Source organism: Massilia sp. GER05 (genome assembly GCF_052056005.1).
Classification (GTDB): Bacteria; Pseudomonadota; Gammaproteobacteria; order Burkholderiales; family Burkholderiaceae_D; genus Telluria; species Telluria orientalis.
In genome coordinates this window covers 744,542-765,088 of the sequence record NZ_CP178858.1, presented here as the reverse complement: position 1 = coordinate 765,088, position 20,547 = coordinate 744,542, and the positions used below count along the sequence as shown (strand labels likewise).

The window sequence follows — 20,547 nt, the reverse complement described above, 5'->3', positions numbered from 1 at the left end:
GCATTTAGCTGTGGAATCATCCGGCTCTGACAAGGTTTTGTCAATCAGGGAAAGTGGAGGCAACCACTTCATCGAGATCTGCCTGGACGAGCAGGGCTTCGTGTGGTTCATGCTGCACTCCGGCTCGCGTGGCGTCGGCAATGCGATCGGCTCGCACTTCATCGAAGTCGCCAAGCAGGACATGCGCACGCACCTGGCGAACCTGCCCGACCAGGACCTGGCCTATCTGAAGGAAGGCACACAACACTACGACGACTACGTCGAAGCGGTCGGCTGGGCGCAGAAGTTCGCACGCATGAACCGCGAAGTGATGATGCAGAACCTGATCGCGGCCGTACGCACGGTCATCAGGAAGCCGTTCGAGACGCACGTGGAAGCGGTGAACTGCCACCACAACTATGTGCAGAAGGAACACCACTTCGGCAAGGACGTGCTGGTCACGCGCAAGGGCGCCGTGTCGGCGCGCGAGGGCGAGCTGGGTATCATTCCGGGATCGATGGGCGCCAGGAGCTACATCGTGCGCGGCAAGGGCAACCCGGAGAGCTTCCACAGCTGCAGCCACGGCGCCGGCCGTACCATGAGCCGTACCGAGGCCAAGCGCCGCTATTCGGTCGACGACCAGGTGCGCGCCACCGAGGGCGTCGAATGCCGCAAGGATGCCGGCGTGATCGACGAGATCCCGATGGCCTACAAGGACATCGACGCCGTGATGCAAGCACAGAGCGACCTCGTCGAAGTTGTGCATACCCTGAAGCAGATCGTCTGCGTCAAGGGATGAAATGAGAGGATGAAAGGACATGGCATGATCGAACTGGATGGCGCGGCCGGCGAGGGCGGCGGGCAAATCCTGCGCAGCGCGCTGACGCTCGCCATGATCACGGGGCGGTCCTTCCGCATCCGGAACATCCGCGCGAACCGCGCCAGGCCCGGCCTGATGCGCCAGCACCTCGTGGCCGTGCAGGCGGCCTTGCAGGTGTGCGGGGGCGACGCGACGGGCGCCGTACTCGGCAGCCAGGACCTGACGTTCGTGCCGGGGCCGATCACCGGCGGCGACTATGAATTCGCCATCGGCACGGCCGGGAGCTGCACCCTGGTGCTGCAGACCGTGCTGCCGGCCCTGCTGAAGGCGGATCAGCCGTCGACCTTGCGGCTCGCGGGCGGGACGCACAACCCCATGGCGCCGCCCGTGCAATTCCTGCAGCGCGCCTGGTGCCCACGCCTGGCCGAGATGGGCGCCCGCATCGACATCCGCCTGGAGCGTTTCGGGTTTTATCCGGCCGGCGGCGGCATCGTCGTCGCCCGCGTGGAGCCATGCGCGCTGCTCCGGCCGCACATGTGGATGACGCGCGGCGAGCGCCGTGCCGCGTACGCCGAGGCGTTCGTGGCCGGCATTCCGGGACGGGTCGGGCAGCGCGAACTGGAATGCGTCGGCAGGGTCATGAACTGGGGCGAGGACCAGCTACTGATACGCGCCCTGCCGGCCGATCAGGGTCCGGGCAATGCCTTGATGCTGACCCTCGACTACGAACACGCGACGGAGGTGTTCTCGGCGTTCGGCGAAAAGTCCGTCACGTCCGAACAGGTGGCGCGCCAGGTCGTGCAGCGCGCGCGCAAGTACCTGATGTCGCACGCGGCATTCGCGGAATATCTTGCCGACCAGATGATGCTCCCGCTCGCGCTGGCCGACGGAGGGGGTTTTACGCTGGACGAGGTGTCGATGCATGCGCGTACCAACGCACAGGTGATCGAGACGTTCCTGCCTGTGCGGTTCACGTTCGATCGGCTTGATGGTGTCGACCGCTGTACGGTAATGCGCAATGATGTCGGATAACTTTACATTCTCTGGACATAAAATAAATTCCCTATGTAAATCAATTGCATTTTTATGTGGCACAGGTTTTGCTGCCTTTTCCGGTGTCTACTGACCTGGGAAGCAAAATGAAATTGAGAACTTTCGCCGGCATGGTCGCGCTGGCCGCTGCGACGACTGCCGCACACGCAACCAACCTGTCCTTCACGGGGGCGTTCAGCCATGACAACGACGTGCAGCGGTTTACGTTCACGGTGAGCGGCACGTCGACCGTGACCCTGCGCAGCTGGTCGTACGCCGGCGGTGTGAATGCGCTCGGCGATACGATCGCCCGTGGCGGCTTTGACCCGATCCTGTCGCTATTCGACGGTACGGGTGCCAGGCTTTACGAGCAGGATGATGCGGACTGCGGCGACGTCGCCGCCGATCTCATGACGGGCCGCTGCTATGACGTGAACTACAAGAGTGCGCTGGCGGCCGGGACCTACACGGTGACGGTCCAGCAGTTCAACAACTTCGCCGCCGGATTGAACCTGGCCGATGGCTTCGCGCGCGATGGCGTGGCCAATGAGAACTTCCGCAACGGCTTCGTCGACTCGGCCGGCGACAAGCGCGATGGGCACTGGGCATTCGATATCCTGAACGTCGACACGGCTGCCGTGACGCCGCCGGCGGGCGTGCCGGAGCCGGCATCGCTGGCGCTGCTGGGTATCGGTGTTCTCGGGCTGCTGCGCCGCAAGCGTTCGTAAGCTTCCCTGAACGCCCAAACACAAAAGGGTTACGTGCGTGAGCGCGTAACCCTTTGTTTTTACCGCTGAATCTTGGTGCCGGCTGCAGGACTCGAACCCGCCACCTGATGATTACAAATCAACTGCTCTACCTGATGAGCTAAGCCGGCAATGTGGCCAGAATTATACCCTTATTTGATCCGGGTCAACGTGGGGCGTCCACCTTTTTTGGGTGGTTCGTCGTCGTCGTCGGGTACATGCGACACCTCGGACGTCTTGGCCGGGACGGCAGCCAGGCCGGGAGCCGGGGCGGCTGCCGGTTCCGGTGCGGGCGGGGACAGGTCGGCGGCCGTCGTCGACACGTCGAAGGCCATGCCCTGGCCGTTTTCGTTGGCGTAGATGGCCAGCACGTTGTGGACCGGGATGTACAGCTCGCGCGAGACGCCGTTGAAGCGCGCCCGGAAGGTGATCGCGTCGTTGTCCATTTTCAGCCCGGAGGTCGCGCCGTAGCTGATGTTCAGGATGATCTCGCCCTTTTTCACGTATTCCATGGGAACCGTGGTGGCGGCGTCGACCTTGACGGCCAGGTAAGGCGTGTAGCCGCTGTCCGTGCACCATTCGTAAATGGCTCGCAGCAGGTACGGCTTGGTGGAGATGTCGGGCATGGTGTGATCGGAATGATGCGAGATGTTACACGCCAGTGTACTTCGATTCGCCTGCGGCGGCGTAAACTGGCGTGCAACGGAGGTGGCGCGTTAACGGCGCATCACCTTTTCGGACGGGGTCAGGGCTTCGATGTAGGCCGGACGCGAGAAGATGCGCTCGGCATACTTCATCAGCGGTGCCGCGGTCTTCGACAGTTCGATGCCGTAGTGATCCAGGCGCCACAGCAGCGGAGCAATGGCCACGTCCAGCATCGAGAACTCGTCGCCCAGCATGTACTTGTTCTTCAGGAACAGCGGAGCCAGCGTCGTCAGGCGGTCGCGGATTTCGGCGCGCGCCTTGTCGTGGCTCTTGTCGCCCACCTTGTTGCGCTCGTTTTCGAGCGTGTTGACGTGGACGAACAGTTCCTTTTCAAAGTTGAACAGCATCAGGCGGGCACGGGCGCGCATGAGCGGGTCGGCCGGCATCAACTGCGGATGCGGGAAGCGCTCGTCGATGTATTCGTTGATGATGTTCGATTCGTACAGAATCAGTTCGCGCTCGACCAGGATCGGCACCTGGCCGTACGGATTCATCGTCGAGATGTCCTCGGGCTTGTTGAACAAATCCACGTCGCGCACTTCGAAGTCCATGCCCTTTTCGAACAGGACCAGGCGGCAGCGCTGGGAGAACGGGCACGTGGTGCCGGAGTAGAGAACCATCATGGTTTATAGTTCCTTCAAGAAACAAAGGGGTGAAGCGCCAGGCGGCTCACCCCGAATAGACATTGCCCGCATTATAACCGGGCAATCAACTCACTTTACGTCTTTCCAATAAGAAGCATTCAACGACCAGGCAAGGAAAGCGAATAATGCGAGGAAAATCACGACGATCGCGCCCAGGCGCTTGCGAAAATCGCGCGCCGGTTCGGCCATCCAGTCCATGAATCCGACCAGGTCGGCCACCTGCGTATCGAATTCCTGCTGACTCAGGGTGCCCGGAGTCACCTGCTCGAAGCCGGCGAAGCGGTGCACGGTCTTGCCCGGCTCGTGCGGATCCGGTTCCTCGACCATCTTGACCGTACGCACACCCTGCAATTGCCACAGCACGTGCGGCATGGCGACGTTCGGCACGACCAGGTTGTTCCAACCGGTCGGACGGGCGTCGTCCTTGTAGAAAGTGCGCAGGTAAGTGTAGATGTAGTCGGGGCCGGAGCCCGCGCTCGAGGCGCGCGCGCGCGTGATCACCGACAGGTCCGGCGGCACGGCGCCGAACCAGGATTTCGCATCCGCGGGACGCATTGCGATCGTCATCATGTCGCCCACCTTCTCGCCCGAGAACAGCAGGTTGTTCTTGATCTGGTCTTCGCTCAAACCCAGATCGCGCAGACGATTGTAGCGCATCGACGATGCGGAATGGCAGTTCAGGCAGTAGTTGACGAACAGCTTGGCGCCGTTTTGCAGCGACGCGATGTCGGTGCGTTCCGGCGCCCGGTCGAGCGCGACCGTCCCTTCGTTCGCGAACACGAATCCCGGCAGCAGGGCCAGGACCGCGAGCAGTTTTTTCGAGAAAAACATCATGGTTGTCCTTTGGCTAGTTTCCGGAATCAATGCGGGGTGAACGTGACACGCTTCGGTACCGGCTTGAACCGGCCCATCGCGCTCCACCACGGCATCAGCAGGAAGAAGCTAAAGTACAGCAGCGTGCAGGCCTGGGCGAGCAGCGTGTAGGCCGGGGTCGGCAGCTGGGTGCCGAGGTAGCCGAGCGTCAGGAACGCGACGAAGAACACGGCGTACACGTATTTGTGCCAGCTCGGACGGTAGCGGATCGATTTCACCGGCGAATGGTCCAGCCACGGCAGCAGGGCCAGGATCACGACGGCCGAGCCGAACAGCACGACGCCCCAGAATTTCGCATCCAGCACCTGCGGCAGCATCCCGATCTCGGCCAGGATGGCGACGACGGTGATCGCGACCTTGGTCTTGTACGACAGGCGCGAACGGAGCCAGATGAACACGACGTACGCGGCAATGCCGGCCATCACGACCCACATGAAGTCGGACGTCGTCGCGCGCAGCACCGAGTAGAACGGCGTGAAGTACCAGGTCGGCGCGATGTGCGGCGGGGTCTTCAGCGAGTCGGCTGGCAGGAAGTTGTTATATTCCAGGAAATAGCCGCCCATCTCAGGCGCGAAGAACACGACGGCGCTGTAGATCAGCAGGAAGGCCGACACGCCGAACAGGTCCTTCGTCGTGTAGTACGGGTGCGAGGGGATCGTGTCGACGCCGTGGCCGTCCGGGCCCAGGTTTTCCTTGACCTCGATGCCGTCCGGATTGTTCGAACCCACTTCGTGCAGCGCGATCAGGTGCGCGGCGACGAGGCCCAGCAGCACCAGCGGGATCGCGATCACGTGGAAGGCGAAGAAGCGGTTCAGCGTGGCGTCCGACACGACGTAGTCGCCGCGGATCCACAGCGACAGGTCCGGGCCGATGAACGGGATGGCGCTGAACAGGTTCACGATCACCTGGGCGCCCCAGTACGACATCTGGCCCCATGGCAGCAGGTAGCCGAAGAACGCCTCGGCCATCAGGCACAGGAAGATCGCGAAGCCGAACAGCCAGATCAGCTCGCGCGGCTTGCGGTACGAGCCGTACAGCAGGCCGCGGGTCATGTGCAGGTACACGACGATGAAGAAGGCCGAGGCGCCGGTCGAGTGCATGTAGCGCACGAGCCAGCCCCACGGGACTTCGCGCATGATGTATTCGACGGAACCGAACGCGAGGTTGGCGTCCGGCTTGTAGTGCATGGTCAGGAAGATGCCGGTGACGATCTGCAGCACGAGCACCAGCATGGCCAGCGAGCCGAACAGGTACCAGATGTTGAAGTTCTTCGGGGCGTAGTAGCGGCCCCACTGGTCGTTCCACAACTTCGACAGCGGGAAGCGGTCGTCGACCCAGGCGAGGGCCTTGTGGCTTTTCGGCGCGTCGGCCGGGAGTTTGGTGTCCTTGAACGCTGCGCCCATCTTATGCCTCGCCTTTCTCGTCTTTGCCGATCAAGATCTTGTTGTCGGACAGGTACATGTACGGAGGAACATCGAGGTTGGCGGGGGCCGGCTTGTTCTTGAAGACGCGGCCCGACAGGTCGAATGTGGAACCGTGGCAGGGGCAGAGGAAGCCGCCGTGCCAGTCGTCCGGCAGGTTCGGCTGGGGACCTTCGGCAAAGCGGGCGGAGGGCGAGCAGCCCAGGTGGGAGCAGATGCCGACGACGACGAGCACTTCCTTGTGCTTGTCGTAGGCGCGGAATTCGTTCTTCGCGTATGCCGGCACCGGCATTTGATAGGGTTTATCGGAGTTCGGATCGGCAACGAGGTTGTCGTTCTTCGGCAGACTGGCCAACATTTCGGGAGTGCGGCGGAGGATCCACACGGGCTTGCCGCGCCACTCCACGACTTTCAGTTCACCCGGTTTGACATCGGAAATATCCGCTTCGACCGGAGCACCGGCCGCCTTCGCTCGTTCCGAGGGCTGCAACGTACTGACCAGCACCCCGGCCGTTGAAACACCGACAACGCCACCCGCCGCGCATGTAGCCACGAGCAAGCCTCGCCGGCCTGAATCGACCTGCTTCTCATTACTCATACCAACTCCATTCGTCAAATGCGAAATGTTGCAATGCAATACGTTGCAAACCAGTAAAAGGCTTTTTTGCAACAGTCGATTATAGGTGAACAGTTTTGCAAATTAAAGAAAAAACGTTTGCCGTGGCAGGCGGCTTCCAAAAACGCCCGTTTTTGACTTGGACCACTTGGCCACATGGTTATCTCGCCGGATCGGATCGACCCACGTTTCCTGTATCATCGCTGTGAACCTGACAAGGTTTTAAAAAACACAAGGGAGGTCCGTGATGGCTATGCTGGAAGAGTTCAAGAAATTTGCGATGAAGGGCAACGTCGTCGACCTGGCGGTCGGCGTGATCATCGGCGGTGCGTTCGGACGCATCGTCGATTCGCTCGTGCAGGACGTCATCATGCCCCCGATCGGCAAGCTGTTCGGCGGCCTCGATTTCGCCAGCTACTACATCCCGCTCAACGGCCAGGCATACGGCTTGCCGCTGGCCGAGGCCAAGAAGGCCGGCGCCGTGCTTGCGTACGGTAATTTCTTCACGATCCTGCTGAACTTCGTGATCCTTGCCTTCGTCATCTTCCAGATGGTGCGCCTGATGAACCGCATGCGTGCGCCGCTCACCAAAGCGGAAGAAGAGAAAGAGGCGGCCGCGGCGGTGGCAGTATCGGAAGAGGTCGTGCTGCTCCGTGAAATCCGCGATTCGCTGAAGCGCTGAACACAGGAGTTCCCCGATGCGCCGCTACTGGCTGCTGTTCGCGCAAACCGTCACGATCGCCCTCGGCATCTATGTCGTGATCGCGGCGCTGCGGCCGGCGTGGACGGGGCGCGCGCCGACCCAGGTCGGCGGGGTAGTGCCCGTGCTACAGGCGCCCGCCGGCGGCCCGGCGCCGGCCAGCTACCGCGACGCGGCCGGCCGCGCGATGCCGGCCGTCGTCAACATCCTCACCAGCAAGGCGTTGCGCGAAACGCATCCGCTGCTCAAGGATCCATTTTTCAAACGGTTTTTCGGCGACAAGATGCCGCCGCAGGAACAGATGGCCAGCCTGGGCTCCGGCGTGATCGTCAGCGGCGACGGCTATATCCTGACCAATTATCACGTCGTGGAAGGTGCCGACGAGATCGAGGTCGGCCTCGCGGACGGGCGCAAATCGGCCGCCAGCATCGTCGGCACCGATCCGGAAACAGACCTCGCCGTCATCCGCATCAAGGCGGATAAATTGCCCGTGATCGTGCTGGGCGACCCCGGGCAGGCGCGCGTGGGCGACGTCGTGCTCGCGATCGGCAATCCGTTCGGCGTGGGCCAGACCGTCACCCTCGGCATCATCTCGGCGCTGGGCCGCAACAACCTGCACATCAACCACTTCGAGAACTTCATCCAGACGGATGCCGCCATCAACTTCGGCAACTCGGGCGGCGCGCTCGTCGATACGCGCGGCAACCTGCTGGGCATCAACTCGGCCATTTATTCGCAGACGGGCGGTTCGGTCGGCATCGGCTTCGCGATTCCCGTGTCGACGGCGAAGACCGTGCTCGATTCCATCATCGAGCATGGCCAGGTCGTGCGCGGCTGGATCGGCGTCGAATCGCAGGACATCACGCCCGAACTGGCCGACAGCTTCGGCCTCCCGCGCGACCGCGGCGCCATCATCGCCGGCGTCGTGCGCGGTGGACCGGCCGACCGCGCCGGCATGCGTCCGGGCGATATCCTGCTGGCCGTCGAAGGCAAGAAAGTTGGCAGCACCAACGACATGATGAACCTCATCGCCGACCTGCCGCCCGGCGGCAAGGCGCAGATGACGGTCATGCGCAAGAACCGCGAGACGACCATCGCCGTGACCGTCGGCCGCCGTCCGCGCCAGACCCCCTGAATTGTTTGGACCTCATTTGGACCTCATTTGGACCCCTTATGCATCTGCGCGACCTGACGCAATTCCTTTCCGAACTTAAAGAGAGCAACACCCGGCCGTGGTTCATCATGAACAAGCCCCGCTACGACATCCTGCGGGTCGAATTCCTGGAAGTGCTGACGGAACTGATCAAGGAGATCGGCCGGTTCGACAAGCAGATCGTCGCCTGCGACCCGAAGAAGGCGATGTTCCGCTTCCAGCGCGATACGCGCTTTTCGCACGACAAGACGCCGTATAAAACGCATTTCTCGGCCGGCATCGCGCCGGGCAACAAGCGCCGGCCCAGCGAAGGCGGCGGTCCGACCTATTATTTCCACATCGAAGCGGACGGTACGCTGCTGTATGGTGCGGGCGAATACCTGCCGCCCGCGGCGCGCCTGAAGGCGATCCGCGAGCACGTCGTCAACGATGCGACAGGTTTCGCCAAAATGTTGAAGAATAAACATCTGCGCGAAGCGTATGGCGACCTGCAGCCGGAAGACAAGCTGCAACGCCCGCCGAAGGGATTCGATCCGAACCATCCGCTGGTCGAATACCTGAAGCTGAAGAGCTATTTCGTCTGGAAAGAAGAGAAGCTGGACATCAACGCCCCGGACAAGCTCGTGCCGCAGCTCGCGCAGGGATTCAAGGACGCCACCGCGCTTGTCAACTGGCTGCGCGGGGTGCCGCAGACATTCGAAGAGTAAAGGGAGTCACACATGGCGTTGCATCACGCAGTCTCGGGTGAGCGGATCGCACTCCAGCGGGGCGAAGACGACATCGCGAATTTCACCTCGATCGCACTGATCAAGACGGATCACATGGAGTTGATCCGGCTCGTGATACCGAAGGAAAAACCGCTGCCGGAACATTGGGTCGAAGGCGAGATGACCTTGCTGTGCCTGGAAGGCGAGATCGCGTTCCAGGCCCACGGCCGCACGACGATCCTGCGGCCGAACGAGATGGTTTATCTCGCCGGCGGCGAGCCGCATGCGGTCCAGGCCAACCAGGATGCGGTCGCGTTGCTGACCATCCTGCTGCATCCGGGCGATAACACGGGTGGACCGACGCGGAGCACGCCCGCGCCGTAATCCGCAGCCGTAGGGGGGCATTTGAGGCCGGGGGCCTCAAATGAAACGTGCCACCGCAACGGTCGCGTTATCGGAGCGTGTCAGGCCAGTTCGTCGCGCGGATCCCGCGCCAGCAGCCTGGTCACCATGTCGCTGGCGGAATCGCCATCGAACAGCACGCCGGCCACCGCATTGGTGATCGGCATGTCGACGCCCAGCCTGGCCGCCAGCTCGCGCACGGCCTTGGCGCAGGGTACCCCTTCGGCCACGTGGCCGAGTTCCCGGACGATCGTGTCGAGCGGTTTGCCCTGGGCCAGTGCCAGGCCTACGCGGCGGTTGCGCGACAGGTCGCCCGTGCACGTCAGGATCAGGTCGCCCATCCCCGTCAGGCCCATGAAGGTGCCCGCATGGCCGCCCAGCGCCGTACCGAGGCGGGTGATTTCCGCGAGGCCGCGCGTGATCAGCGCGGCGCGCGCATTCAGGCCGAGGCCGAGGCCGTCGGCCGTGCCGGTGGCGATGGCGAGGATGTTCTTGACGGCGCCACCTACTTCCACGCCAACCATGTCATCGCAGGAATACACGCGCATATTCCCGCCATGGACGAGCGCGACGACGCGGTCGCGCAGCGCCTTGTCGGTCGAGGCGACCGTCAGCGCGCACGGCAGGCCGCGCGCCACTTCCTGCGCGAACGACGGGCCGGACAGCGCGGCGGCCGGCACGGCATCGCCCAGCACTTCGCGCACGACCTGGTGTGGCAGCAGGCCGGTCTCGTATTCGAAGCCCTTGCACAGCCAGACGATGTTCGGAATGGCGCGGCCCTTCAGTTGCAGCAGCAGCGGGCGCAGGCCGGCGACCGGGCAGGCCGCGATCAGCAGCGGCGCCGCGCCGGCGCTGTTCACGACATGCGCGACGGCGGCATCGAAGTCGGCCGTGACGTCCAGGCCGTCCGGGAACGGAAAGCCGGGCAGGTATTCGGTGTTTTCGCGCGCGCTGGCGGCTTGCACCATCTGCGCGGGATTGCGTCCCCACAGCAGGACGTCGTGGCGCGCGGCGAGCGCGATCGCCACCGCCGTGCCCCAGGCGCCGGCACCGAGGACGGTGATTTTTTGGGGTGGTTTCGGTTCGTGCATGGGTATCGAAATACGGGCTAGATGCCCCAGATGTCGGAAGCCTTGACGTAGCCGCTGGTGCCGTCGCGGTGGCGCACGCGCACCCAGTTGCCGGCTTCCGGATCGACGAGCTCGAGCAGGACGTTCTTTTCGGCCGTCATCACGACGGGCGCATTCTCGTCGGGCGCCGAACGCACCCTGGCGGACGCGACGCGCACGATGACGTTGCGCTTCGCCGACAGGTTTTTCGCTTCGGTCCAGGCCATGTCGCCGGTGGCGTCTCTGATCTTGACCCAGTCGCCGTAGCTGAGGACGACCTCGACCGGCATGCCGCTGGGCGCGACGTACAGCTTGCCGCTGCGGGTGGACGGGGCGTCGTACAGGATCACGGCATGCGCGCCGACCGTCTTGAAATCGAACGCGGCGGCCGCGCACGATGCCAGCAGCAGCAAGCAGCCTGCAATGAGTCGGTGGCGGAAGCGGATGGGGCGCATGTGGGCCTTTGAAGACGTGTCTGCCGAAAGTCGGCAGATACGTCAAAGAAACAAGGCGTCCGGCCCCGCCCGGGACGGGCGAAGCGGGACGCCCGGGATATTACTGGTTACCAGCCGGCGTGCCTGCAGCGGCAGCCTGCTCGGCCAGCGCCTGGCGGCGCTGCTGGTAGAACACTTCGAAGTTGATCTCGGCCAGGTGGACCGGCGGGAAACCGGCACGGGTGATCACGTCGGCGATGTTCGCACGCAGGTACGGGTAGATGATGTTCGGGCAACCGATGCCCAGCAGCGGATCCATCTGCTCGGCCGGGATGTTACGGGCTTCGAAGATACCTGCCTGCTTGCCTTCGGCCAGGAAGGCCACTTTGTCCTTGACCTTGGCGGTCACGGTGATGGTGACGGTCGATTCGTAGATGCCATCGGCAATGCCTTCGGCGCCGACGTCCAGCGCGACCTCGATGGTCGGGGCTTCCTGCTCCAGGAAGATCGCCGGGGAATTCGGTTGTTCCAGCGACAGATCCTTCAGGTAAATACGCTGGATTTGGAATACGGGTTGCAGGTTTTCGTCAGCCATGGAACGCTTTCGTGTAATTGTAAGAAGAATGGCATAGCCTGCCATTCGAGGTGCTTGACTTGTCAAGGCGCCGGCAATTGTATCAAAACCAATTCGGTTTCAATAGTTTGCCGGGGCCTGGCCAAGCCAGCACCGATCAGGCTGCTTCGCCCTTCAGCAGCGGGTCCAGGCGGCCCGCCTGGTCGAGCGCGTACAGGTCGTCGAAGCCGCCCACGTGGGTATCGCCCACGTAGATCTGCGGCACCGTACGGCGGCCCGTGCGTTGCATCATGACGGCGCGCTGTTCTGGATCAAGGTCGACACGGATGCGTTCGATGTCGGTCACGCCCTTGGCTTCCAACAGACGCTCGGCGCGCACGCAGTAGGGGCAGCTGGCGGTGTGATAGAGGACAACATGGGCTGTCATGGCAGTATCCTTTCAAATTATTTGATCAGGGGCAGGCCGGCAGCCGTCCAGGCCGCGATGCCGCCTTCCAGGCCATAGATATCTTCGAACCCTGCCGCTTTCAACAGGCGCGCCGCTTTAGTGGCGTGTTTGCCGTCCTGGTCGACGACAACGATGGTCTTGATTTTCGACTTGTCCAGCTCGCCGGTGCGATTGCCCAAGTCTGCCAGCGGAATGTGTTTCGCGTCGCGCAGGTGCCCGTTGGCAAAGGCTTCGGCGCTGCGCACATCGATCACGACGGTGGATTTACCGCGGTTGAGCATCTGGGTGGCCTGCAGCGGGGAGGCCACGCGGCCACGCGGCGCGAGCGACAACCACAGCAGGGCGCCCCCCGACAAAAGAGCGATCGCGACAGTGATGAAATGGTCGATGATGAATTTCACGAAGGTTCCGTTGGTTGAACTGAATCATCGCATTATAAAATAGAAGTCGGATCGGTATTTCTTGCTCACTTTTTTCTATAAAGCACCTATGTACAAAATCGTATTCATGCGCCACGGCGAGTCCACCTGGAACCTCGAGAACCGTTTCACCGGCTGGACCGATGTCGACCTGACCGAAAAAGGGGTCAATGAAGCCAAGCTCGCCGGCCGCCTGCTGAAGGAAGCCGGCTTCACCTTCGACCTGGCCTATACCTCGGTCCTGAAACGTGCGATCCGCACCCTGTGGCTGGCCATGGACGAGATGGACATGATGTGGCTGCCGGTCAAGAACGACTGGCGCCTGAACGAGCGCCACTACGGCGCGCTGCAGGGCCTGGACAAGGGCGAGACCGCCGCCAAGTTCGGCGACGAGCAGGTGCTCGTATGGCGCCGCAGCTACGACACCCCGCCGCCGGCGCTGGAAGCGAACGATCCGCGCACGTCCTTCAACGACCCGCGCTACGCCGGCCTCGACAAGGCCCAGATCCCGCTGACGGAATGCCTGAAGGACACCGTCGCCCGCGTGATGCCGGCCTGGGACGAGGAAATCGCCCCGGCCATCCGCGCCGGCAAGCAGATCCTGATCTCGGCCCACGGCAACAGCCTGCGCGCCGTGATCAAGATGCTGGACAACATCAGCGACACGGACATCGTCGGCCTGAACATCCCGAACGGCACCCCGCTCGTGTATGAACTGGACGCGGACCTGAAGCCGATCCGCCACTACTACCTGGGCGACCAGGCAGCGATCGCGGCCGCCATGGCCGCCGTGGCCAACCAAGGGAAGGCGAAGTAAGTCTTGCGTTTTCCCTTCGTGAAGTCGACGTCCGCGGGCCTGTCCGCCCGCGGCAAACTGGTCTGCGGCCTGCTGGCCTGTGCGTTCGCCTTCGGCAGCGTGCAGGCGGCGCCGCGCCAGACCACGCGCAGCAAGGAGAAGGCCGCCGCCGAGGCGGCGCGCGCCGGCATCCAGCAAAAGCTCAATGCGCTCAAGAAGGACATCAGCCGCACCGAGAGCGAAAAGGAAGACGCGGCCGACGAGCTGGCGGAATCGGAAGAAAAGATTTCCGACGCCAACCGCTCGCTGCGCGAACTTGCGGACGAGCAGGCCGAGACCAATACCAGGCTGAAGGATCTCGCGACCGAAGAGGCGCGACTTGGCGACACCATCGCGGCCCAGAAGCGCCAGCTGGCGAAGCTGTTGCGCCAGCACTATATCGCCGGCAACGAGGACCGCATCAAGCTGCTGCTGTCCGGCGATAACCCGAACCGGATCAACCGCGACCTGCAGATGATGGCCTACGTCTCGCAGGCGCAAGCGAAATTACTGAATTCCCTGCGCACGAACCTGGCGGCCGTCGAGGCGAACCACGCCGAGACGCAGAACGCCAGGGACGAGCTGGAAGAAATTGCACAAGAGCAGAAGTCGCAAAAGGCGCTGCTCGAAAAGGAAAAGGCCAAACGGGCCGCCCTGCTGGCGAACCTGTCGAGCAAGCTGACGGACCAGCGCAAGCAGGCGAGCCGCCTGGAACGGGACGAGCAGCGCATGAGCGGCCTCGTCGACCGCCTGACGCGCCTGATCCGCGAACAGGAAATCGCCGCCGCGGCCGAGCGCAAGCGCCAACAGGAACTGGCCGCCGCACGCGCGAAAGCGGCCGCCGAGGCGAAACAACGTGCGCTGGCGCGGGCCAGGGCGCAGCGCGAAGAGCGCGAACGCCTGGCGCGCGAAGCGGCCAAGGAAGCGGCCAAGACGGGCAAGCCCGTCAAACCGTTGCCGCCGCCGAAACCCGAGCCGGAAGAAACGCGGGTGGCCGAGGAGCCGGCACCGAAACCGGAAGCACCGCAGCGTTCGGCCGACACGGCACTGGCCGCCGACCTGCCGAGCGGCGCATTCGAAAGCCTGCGCGGCCGCCTGCCGGCGCCGATCTCCGGCAAGATCGCGGCCCGTTTCGGCGCCAAGCGCGGCGATGGTCCGACGTGGCGCGGCATGTTCATCAAGGCCCCGGAAGGGACCGACGTGCGCGCCATCGCGGCGGGGCGTGTCGTGTTCGCCAACTGGATGCGCGGCTACGGCAACCTGATCATCATCAACCACGGCGGCGAGTACCTGTCGATCTACGGCAACAACCAGACCCTGGTGAAACAGGCCGGCGACGCGGTCAAGCCGGGCGACGTCATCGCCAGTGCCGGCAATACCGGCGGTAACGAGGAATCGGGGCTATACTTCGAGCTCAGGCATCTCGGAAAAGCGTTCGATCCTTCGAGCTGGATCAGGTTCTAATTTCCGGAAGCACAATCCAGGGAACAGCATGGGCAAGAAACTCAAGAACCTCGGTCTGATTGGCCTCGGCATGGTGGCCGGGGTGGCCGCCTCGGTCCAGTATTCGGCGCTGGCACAAAAGGGCGGCGATGCGCCCCTGCCGCTGGACGAGCTGCGTCAGCTGGCCGACGTGTATGCCCTGATTAAAAGCGATTACGTCGAGAAGGTCGACGACAAGAAGCTGCTGTCGGACGCCATCGCCGGCATGGTGAATTCGCTGGATCCGCATTCCGTGTACCTGGACCAGAAGGATTTCGCCGAGATGCGCGAAGAGGTGCAGGGCCGCTTCGTCGGCCTCGGCATCGAGGTCGCGATGGAAGACGGCTACGTCAAGATCGTCTCGCCCATCGAGGATTCGCCCGCCTACCGCGCCGGCATCAAGGCGGGCGACCTGATCACCCGCATCGACAATGTGCCGGTGAAGGGCCTGTCGCTGGACGATGCCATCAAGCGCATGCGCGGCGAGCCGCACAGCAAGGTGATGCTGACCATCGCCCGCCGCGGCGCGGACGCGCCGTGGGTCGTGCCGGTCGAGCGCGAGGAAATCAAGGTGGCCAGCGTCAAGGCGAAGATGATCGAGCCCGGCTATGCCTGGCTGCGCATCAACCAGTTCCAGGAAGAGACCGTCGACGACGTCGCGGACAAGTTGAAGGACCTGTACGCCCGCAATCCGAACATCAAGGGTCTCGTGCTGGACCTGCGCAACGACCCGGGCGGCCTGCTGCCGAGCGCGATCGGCGTCTCCGCCGCCTTCCTGCCGGCGAACGACGTGATCGTCTCGACGAAGGGTCAGCTGGCCGAGTCGAACGCCACGTTCTACGGCCGGCGCGAATTCTATGCCGTCAAGCCGGGCGCCGATCCGCTGGCGAAATTGCCGGCCGCGCTGAAGACCGTGCCGATGGTGGTGCTGGTCAACACGGGCTCGGCCTCGGCGTCGGAAATCGTCGCGGGCGCGCTGCAGGATTACAAGCGCGCCATCGTGATGGGCAGCCAGACGTTCGGCAAGGGTTCCGTGCAGACCCTGCGCCAGTTGACGCCCGACACGGCCGTGAAGCTGACGACCGCGCGCTACTTCACGCCGAAGGGCCGCTCGATCCAGGCGCTGGGCATCGTGCCGGACCTGAAGGTCGACGAGACGCCGGAAGGCGACGGCCTGAACGCCGTGCGCGTGCGCGAAGCGGACCTCGATCACCACCTGACGAACGAAGCGGCTGATAGCAAGAGCGCGAACGCGAAGCGCCGCGACGAGCTCGAGGAAGAGCAGTTCACCATGGCCGCGCTGAAGAATGCGAAACCGGTCGAATTCGGCGGCAAGGATGACTTCCAGCTGGCGCAAGCCCTGAATCACTTCAAGGGTCTGAAGGTGCAGCTAGCCAAGGCCGATCCGGACGAGGACAAGCCCGCGCCGGCCAAGCTGCCGGGCCAGGAGCCGAAGCCGGCCGAGATCAAGGACGACGCCAAGCCGTCTGCACCGAAGCGATGAACGACCAGCAACTGCTTCGCTATTCGCGCCATATCCTGCTCGACGAGATCGGTATCGAAGGCCAGGCGCGCTTCCTGGCCGCGCGCGTGCTCGTGATCGGCGCCGGCGGTCTCGGCTCGCCGGCCGCGCTGTATCTCGCCGCGGGCGGCGTGGGCCGGTTGACGCTCGTCGACGACGACACCGTCGACCTGACGAATTTGCAGCGCCAGGTCATGCACACGACGGCCCGCGTGGGCCAGCCCAAGGTCGAGTCCGGCCGTGAAGCCCTGCACCAGATCAATCCCGAGGTCGAGGTCGTCGCCTTGCGCGAACGCGCCGATGCCGCACGTTTAGGGGAACTCGTGCGCGATTCCGATGTCGTACTCGACTGCAGCGACAACTTCGCCACCCGCCATGCCGTCAACCGCGCCTGCGTTGCCGCCGGCGTCCCGCTCGTCGCGGGCGCCGCGATCCGTTTCGACGGGCAGATCTCGGTCTTCGACGTGCGCGACCCCGCTTCGCCCTGCTATGCCTGCCTGTTCCCGGAGGACGGCAAGTTCGAGGAAATGGCATGCAGCACGATGGGCGTGTTCGCGCCGCTGGTCGGCATCATCGGCGCCATGCAGGCGGCCGAGGCGCTGAAGCTGCTGGCCGGAAGCGGCCGTTCGCTGGCCGGCCGGCTGCAGATGCTGGATGCGCGCGCCATGGAGTGGACGGAGATCGGCGTGGCACGCAATCCGTGCTGCCCCGTTTGCGCGGGGCGTCCCGGCGTAGAATGAGTCGCGGCGCACGTAGAAGGTGTCTTTCTGCGCCGCCTATCTTACAATTAGACAATTTTCCTGACGAGTTGGAACATTTTCCAAACGACTTTTAACCTCATCCCCGCTCGTTCGGCCTTATACTGTTTTTTCGACCACATCCATCACATCTATGCAGAACTTCAAGCATCGTTTCGCACGGCAGCGCCGCCAGCGCGGTTTCACCCTCGTCGAAATCATGGTCGTCGTGGTCATCATCGGCATCCTGGGTGCGCTCGTCGTTCCCAAGCTGCTGGGCCGTACCGGCGAGTCGCGCGTGACCGCGGCCCGCGTCGACATCGCCACGCTGATGTCGGCACTCAAGATGTACAAGCTCGATAACCAGCGCTATCCGACCACGGAGCAGGGCTTGCAGTCCCTCGTCCAGAAGCCGACCAGCGGCCCGGCCGCCAACGGCTGGAAGGAAGGCGGCTACATCGACAAGCTGCCGAAGGACCCGTGGGGCAATCCGTACCAGTACCTGTCGCCTGGCCTGCACGGCGAGATCGACGTGTTCTCGCTGGGCGCGGACGGCCAGCCGGGCGGTACCGGCGAGGATGCCGACGTCGGTTCGTGGGACAACAAATAACGTAGGTGTGTCGATGACCACGCGCGCGCCGGGCCGCGCCGGCGGCTTCACCCTGGTGGAGATCATGGTCGTGATGGTCATCATCGGCATCACGCTGGGGCTGGCCAGCCTCAACGCCATTCCCAGCCCGCACCAGGACCTGCAGAAGGAGGCGCAGCGTATCGCGCTGCTGCTGCAACTGGCGCGCGACGAAGCGATCGTGCGCAACCGCCTCGTCGCCTTCGAAGCCACGCCCGAGCGTTACCACTTCCTCGTGCGCACCGAAACGCGCTGGCAACCGATCGCGAACGACGACATGCTGCGCGAGCGCGACTTCAAGAATGCCCCGCTGACCCTGCTGCTGGATCCGACCAGCGCGGGTACCCTGAATCCGCTGCGCATCACGTTCGGCAGCGAACCGGTCGACAAGCCGTTCGTGCTCACGCTGGCCAGCGGCAACGACCGCGTCGCCATCCGCGCCGACGGGGTCGGGCACTTCACGGTGGAGTGAAGAGGTCAATCATGCGCGCCATGCGATTCCCGAACCGGCAACGCGGCTTCACGCTGCTCGAAGTGCTCGTGGCCCTCGTCATCGTGGGCACGGCGCTGGGCGCGGGCCTGCGCGCCGTCGGCAGCCTGAGCGCCAACGGCAGCGGCCTGCGCGCCTCGATGATGGCGACGTGGTCGGCCGAGAACCGGCTCGTGCAGATCCGACTGGGCAAGGAATTCCCCGACATCGGCAAGCACAGCTTCGATTGCCCGCAGGGCGACCTGCACCTCGTGTGCCAGGAAGAAGTGATCGCCAGCCCGAACCCGCGCCTGCGCCGGGTCGAGGTCTCCGTGTACGACATCGAAAACCCCAACCGGCGCATCGTCAAGCTGGTCCAACTCGTGTTGAAGCCGTGGCGATGACGAACTCTTCCCAGGCCCGCGGCTTCACCCTCGTGGAGCTGCTCGTGGCGATCAGCATCCTCGCCATCGTGGCCGTCCTCGGCTGGCGCGGGCTGGACGGCATCGTGCGCGCCCGCGTGGCCCTCACGCAGCAGATGGAAACGACGCGCGGCATGCAGCTGGCCTTCGCCCAGATGCAGAGCGACTGCGAACACATCGCCCAGCGCGACGTCGTCGACCAGCGGCCCTATCTCCTCGTCGGCGCCGACCGCCTGACGCTCGTGCGCGAGGTGTTTACGGAAAACCAGCCGTCGCGGCTGCAGGTGGTCGCGTACCGCATCGTCAACGGCACCTTGATGCGGCGCGAGTCGCAGCCGACGCGCGACCTCGTCCAGCTCGACGCGCTGTGGCAGGCCGTCACCAGCGATGCCGACACCAACCCGGCCGTGGCCATCCAGACCGGCGTGACAGGGATGCAGGTCGCGACCTGGCTCAACAACTCGTGGCGCCAGGGCGGCGTCGATCCCGGCGCGAATGCGGCGGGCACGGTCGGGGCGCCGCCGCCGCAGCAGCAGCAGCCTGACCAGGGCGTCGCCCAGGCGAGCAACGAACCGACCGGCCTGCAGGTCGCGTTGCTGGCCCAGAACCTGCAACAGCCGATGGTCAAATCCTTCCTGCTGGGGGAACCATGAGAACGCGACAGCGCCGGCCTGCGCGCGAACGCGGCGTGGCCGTGATCACCGCGCTACTGCTCACCACGCTGGCGATTTCCATCGTCGCCAGCCTGTTCTGGCAGCAGCAGGTGCAGGTGCGTTCGATGGAAAACCAGCGCCTGCACTTGCAGACCAAGTGGATCCTGCGTGGCGCGCTCGACTGGTCGACGCTGGTCCTGTTCCAGGACGGCATCGACCATCGCGACTACACGTCGCTCGACCAGGTATGGGCGACGCCGCTGGCGGAAACGCGCCTGGACCAATACGTCGAACGCCAGCGGGTCGAAGGAGAAACGTTCGATGCAAGCCTGTCCGGTAACATTACCGACGCATGCTCGCGTTACAATTTGCTCAACCTGGGGATGAGCCGCGGCTTGGCGGATCCGCAGCAGCTGGCGATCTTCAAACGCCTGCTGAACAACCTGCAGCTGGACCAGGGCCTGGCGCTGCGCATCGCGAACTTCGTCGCGGCCGGCTTGCCGGCCACGGCGGACGAGGGCAACGACCCGACGAAGCAGACGCAGGCCGCGCCCGTGACGGGCGCGCCGATGAAGATTCTGCAGGTGGGAGATTTGTTGTCGGTGCGGGGCGTGACGCCGGCCATCGTCGAGCGGCTGCGGCCGTTCGTGACGGTGCTGCCGGAAAAGACGCCGGTGAACGTCAACACGGCGCCGGCGGAAGTGCTGGCGGCCGTGGTGCCGGACATGTCGGTGTCGGAAGCGAATACGCTGATCGTGCGGCGCAAGCAGGCGGCGTGGCGCGGTCTCAATTATTTCGAGACCGAGATCGGCGAGAACCGGAAGCCGACGGAGGGTACGGCGGGCGTCAAGAGCGACTGGTTTTTCGTCGACAGCCGCATCCGCCTGGACCGTGCCGCGCTGGATGCACAGGCGCTGATCCACCGGTCGTCGAACCTGGTGGCGGGCAGCGGGCCGAAAGTGGTGTGGATCCGCCAGTATTGAACATTGAAGAGAAGTCTCGAGGGATAGCGCAGGG

At 64.0% G+C, this 20,547-nt stretch carries 25 protein-coding genes, 1 tRNA gene and 1 pseudogene; 16 read left to right on the top strand and 11 right to left on the bottom strand.

All coding sequences use genetic code 11. The annotated features are described in order from the left end of the window. Window positions 1-58: 58 nt before the first annotated feature. The 3 genes and pseudogenes from ACL58G_RS03415 to ACL58G_RS03405 all read left to right on the top strand — a co-directional run. A pseudogene (locus tag ACL58G_RS03415) lies at window positions 59-778 on the top strand (RtcB family protein); the annotation flags it as partial. A 24-nt stretch (window positions 779-802) separates the two neighbouring features. Further along, window positions 803-1,831, top strand: coding sequence for an RNA 3'-terminal phosphate cyclase (gene rtcA, locus ACL58G_RS03410; protein WP_440965160.1), 1,029 nt, complete (start codon window positions 803-805; stop codon window positions 1,829-1,831). Between the two features lie 107 nt (window positions 1,832-1,938). Further along, complete coding sequence (locus ACL58G_RS03405; RefSeq protein WP_413380530.1) at window positions 1,939-2,559, top strand: DVUA0089 family protein; 621 nt, start codon at window positions 1,939-1,941, stop codon at window positions 2,557-2,559. A gap of 73 nt (window positions 2,560-2,632) precedes the next feature. On the opposite strand, the gene ACL58G_RS03400 is transcribed toward ACL58G_RS03405, so the two are convergent. The 6 genes from ACL58G_RS03400 to petA form a co-directional block, all read right to left on the bottom strand. After that, window positions 2,633-2,708: transfer RNA gene (locus ACL58G_RS03400), tRNA-Thr, on the bottom strand. Between the two features lie 21 nt (window positions 2,709-2,729). Beyond that, complete coding sequence (locus tag ACL58G_RS03395; RefSeq protein WP_413380529.1) at window positions 2,730-3,203, bottom strand: ClpXP protease specificity-enhancing factor; 474 nt, start codon at window positions 3,201-3,203, stop codon at window positions 2,730-2,732. Window positions 3,204-3,293: 90 nt separating this feature from the next. Further along, window positions 3,294-3,905: a glutathione S-transferase N-terminal domain-containing protein gene (locus tag ACL58G_RS03390; RefSeq protein ID WP_036231132.1), complete on the bottom strand. Its 612-nt coding sequence runs from the start codon at window positions 3,903-3,905 to the stop codon at window positions 3,294-3,296. A gap of 90 nt (window positions 3,906-3,995) precedes the next feature. Next, window positions 3,996-4,757: a cytochrome c1 gene (locus ACL58G_RS03385; protein ID WP_413336909.1), complete on the bottom strand. Its 762-nt coding sequence runs from the start codon at window positions 4,755-4,757 to the stop codon at window positions 3,996-3,998. Between the two features lie 29 nt (window positions 4,758-4,786). Beyond that, window positions 4,787-6,202 (bottom strand): cytochrome b, encoded by a 1,416-nt coding sequence (locus ACL58G_RS03380; RefSeq protein ID WP_160406902.1) that lies wholly within the window; start codon window positions 6,200-6,202, stop codon window positions 4,787-4,789. A 1-nt stretch (window position 6,203) separates the two neighbouring features. After that, a complete protein-coding gene (gene petA, locus ACL58G_RS03375; RefSeq protein ID WP_413336911.1) occupies window positions 6,204-6,818 on the bottom strand; it encodes a ubiquinol-cytochrome c reductase iron-sulfur subunit in 615 nt (204 codons plus the stop codon). A gap of 265 nt (window positions 6,819-7,083) precedes the next feature. Here petA and mscL point away from each other — a divergent pair, with 265 nt between their 5' ends. From mscL to ACL58G_RS03355, 4 genes are read left to right on the top strand one after another with little or no spacing between them, the layout of a single operon-like run. After that, window positions 7,084-7,518: a large conductance mechanosensitive channel protein MscL gene (gene mscL, locus ACL58G_RS03370; RefSeq protein ID WP_413380527.1), complete on the top strand. Its 435-nt coding sequence runs from the start codon at window positions 7,084-7,086 to the stop codon at window positions 7,516-7,518. Window positions 7,519-7,534: 16 nt separating this feature from the next. Then, on the top strand, window positions 7,535-8,671 hold the full coding sequence (locus ACL58G_RS03365) for a Do family serine endopeptidase (protein ID WP_413380524.1): 1,137 nt from the start codon (window positions 7,535-7,537) through the stop codon (window positions 8,669-8,671). Window positions 8,672-8,709: 38 nt separating this feature from the next. Continuing rightward, window positions 8,710-9,396 (top strand): DUF2461 domain-containing protein, encoded by a 687-nt coding sequence (locus ACL58G_RS03360; RefSeq protein WP_413336914.1) that lies wholly within the window; start codon window positions 8,710-8,712, stop codon window positions 9,394-9,396. A gap of 12 nt (window positions 9,397-9,408) precedes the next feature. Continuing rightward, complete coding sequence (locus tag ACL58G_RS03355; RefSeq protein WP_413336915.1) at window positions 9,409-9,780, top strand: cupin domain-containing protein; 372 nt, start codon at window positions 9,409-9,411, stop codon at window positions 9,778-9,780. An 80-nt stretch (window positions 9,781-9,860) separates the two neighbouring features. Here the strand turns inward: ACL58G_RS03355 and ACL58G_RS03350 are convergent, their stop codons facing one another. The 5 genes from ACL58G_RS03350 to ACL58G_RS03330 form a co-directional block, all read right to left on the bottom strand. Further along, window positions 9,861-10,889, bottom strand: a complete 1,029-nt coding sequence (locus ACL58G_RS03350) for an NAD(P)H-dependent glycerol-3-phosphate dehydrogenase (protein ID WP_413380521.1) — start codon at window positions 10,887-10,889, stop codon at window positions 9,861-9,863. 17 nt (window positions 10,890-10,906) lie between these two features. After that, entirely contained in the window at window positions 10,907-11,362 is a 456-nt protein-coding gene (locus ACL58G_RS03345; RefSeq protein WP_413336917.1) for an SH3 domain-containing protein, read from the bottom strand. A gap of 100 nt (window positions 11,363-11,462) precedes the next feature. Beyond that, window positions 11,463-11,936: a protein-export chaperone SecB gene (gene secB / locus ACL58G_RS03340; RefSeq protein ID WP_056134424.1), complete on the bottom strand. Its 474-nt coding sequence runs from the start codon at window positions 11,934-11,936 to the stop codon at window positions 11,463-11,465. 136 nt (window positions 11,937-12,072) lie between these two features. Beyond that, a complete protein-coding gene (grxC, locus tag ACL58G_RS03335; protein ID WP_413380519.1) occupies window positions 12,073-12,342 on the bottom strand; it encodes a glutaredoxin 3 in 270 nt (89 codons plus the stop codon). A 17-nt stretch (window positions 12,343-12,359) separates the two neighbouring features. Continuing rightward, complete coding sequence (locus ACL58G_RS03330; RefSeq protein WP_413380517.1) at window positions 12,360-12,764, bottom strand: rhodanese-like domain-containing protein; 405 nt, start codon at window positions 12,762-12,764, stop codon at window positions 12,360-12,362. An 88-nt stretch (window positions 12,765-12,852) separates the two neighbouring features. Here ACL58G_RS03330 and gpmA point away from each other — a divergent pair, with 88 nt between their 5' ends. The 9 genes from gpmA to gspK all read left to right on the top strand — a co-directional run bounded on the left by gpmA (window position 12,853) and on the right by gspK (window position 20,513). Then, a complete protein-coding gene (gene gpmA, locus ACL58G_RS03325) occupies window positions 12,853-13,599 on the top strand; it encodes a 2,3-diphosphoglycerate-dependent phosphoglycerate mutase (protein WP_413380514.1) in 747 nt (248 codons plus the stop codon). Between the two features lie 69 nt (window positions 13,600-13,668). Further along, the gene (locus tag ACL58G_RS03320) at window positions 13,669-15,081 is read left to right on the top strand and encodes a murein hydrolase activator EnvC family protein (RefSeq protein ID WP_413385927.1); all 1,413 of its coding nucleotides are present in this window, start codon (window positions 13,669-13,671) and stop codon (window positions 15,079-15,081) included. A 28-nt stretch (window positions 15,082-15,109) separates the two neighbouring features. Continuing rightward, window positions 15,110-16,603, top strand: a complete 1,494-nt coding sequence (locus tag ACL58G_RS03315; protein WP_413336921.1) for a S41 family peptidase — start codon at window positions 15,110-15,112, stop codon at window positions 16,601-16,603. Next, on the top strand, window positions 16,600-17,361 hold the full coding sequence (locus ACL58G_RS03310; RefSeq protein WP_440965153.1) for a HesA/MoeB/ThiF family protein: 762 nt from the start codon (window positions 16,600-16,602) through the stop codon (window positions 17,359-17,361). Before ACL58G_RS03315 ends, ACL58G_RS03310 begins: the two co-directional genes overlap by 4 nt. 151 nt (window positions 17,362-17,512) lie before the next feature. After that, entirely contained in the window at window positions 17,513-17,968 is a 456-nt protein-coding gene (gene gspG, locus ACL58G_RS03305) for a type II secretion system major pseudopilin GspG (protein ID WP_371764243.1), read from the top strand. Between the two features lie 13 nt (window positions 17,969-17,981). Continuing rightward, window positions 17,982-18,458: a type II secretion system minor pseudopilin GspH gene (gspH, locus tag ACL58G_RS03300; RefSeq protein WP_371764244.1), complete on the top strand. Its 477-nt coding sequence runs from the start codon at window positions 17,982-17,984 to the stop codon at window positions 18,456-18,458. 11 nt (window positions 18,459-18,469) lie between these two features. Then, window positions 18,470-18,859, top strand: a complete 390-nt coding sequence (gspI, locus tag ACL58G_RS03295; RefSeq protein WP_413336922.1) for a type II secretion system minor pseudopilin GspI — start codon at window positions 18,470-18,472, stop codon at window positions 18,857-18,859. Beyond that, complete coding sequence (locus tag ACL58G_RS03290; protein WP_440965150.1) at window positions 18,856-19,530, top strand: PulJ/GspJ family protein; 675 nt, start codon at window positions 18,856-18,858, stop codon at window positions 19,528-19,530. The genes gspI and ACL58G_RS03290 overlap by 4 nt, the downstream gene beginning before the upstream one ends. Continuing rightward, window positions 19,527-20,513, top strand: a complete 987-nt coding sequence (gene gspK / locus ACL58G_RS03285; protein WP_440965149.1) for a type II secretion system minor pseudopilin GspK — start codon at window positions 19,527-19,529, stop codon at window positions 20,511-20,513. Before ACL58G_RS03290 ends, gspK begins: the two co-directional genes overlap by 4 nt. Window positions 20,514-20,547: the final 34 nt, after the last annotated feature.